The sequence below is a fragment of the Streptomyces chiangmaiensis genome, assembly GCF_036281785.1.
Lineage (GTDB): Bacteria > Actinomycetota > Actinomycetes > Streptomycetales > Streptomycetaceae > Streptomyces > Streptomyces chiangmaiensis.
Genome location: NZ_JAYWVC010000750.1, coordinates 1 through 553 on the forward strand (window position 1 = coordinate 1; position 553 = coordinate 553).

1 protein-coding gene is annotated in these 553 nt (G+C 69.1%); it reads left to right on the plus strand.

Annotation, left to right across the window (positions count from 1 at the left end):
• Positions 1-553: RNA-guided endonuclease InsQ/TnpB family protein (locus tag VXC91_RS46750; protein ID WP_329513387.1), on the plus strand; the 553-nt coding region annotated here is incomplete at both ends.

Genomic DNA, 553 nt, shown 5'->3' on the forward strand with positions numbered 1-553 from the left:
GGCCCTCAAAGTCATCAAGGACCGGTTGCCGATACACCGCCGGGCCGGGATGCCCCGCTGGAAGAAGAAGCGCAAGGCGCGGCCGAGCCTGAACTACGCCCGGCGCGGCTTCCGCCTCAAAGACGGGCGTCTGCATCTGGCCGGCGGCATCGTGGTGAGCGTGGTGTGGTCGCGGGACCTGCCCGCGGATGCCTCCAGCGTGCGCGTGTACCAGGACAGTCTCGGGCACTGGTACGCGTCGTTTGTTGTCCCGGCCCCAGTTGAGCCGCTGCCGGCGACCGGCCGTGTCCTCGGGGTGGACTGGGGGGTTGCCGAGACGGCCACCACCACCGATGACGCCTACGACCTCCCCCACGCCGAACACGGCCGCAAAGCCGCGCAGCGGCTGGCGAAGTATCAGCGGATGATGGCCCGCAGACGGCCCCCCAAGGGACAGCCCGCTTCGAAGGGCTACCGGACAGCGCAGACACAGGCCGCGAAGCTGCACAAGAAGATCGCGAGGCAGCGTGAGGACACCGGCCGCAAGTGGGCCAAGTCCGTGATGCGCGGTCAT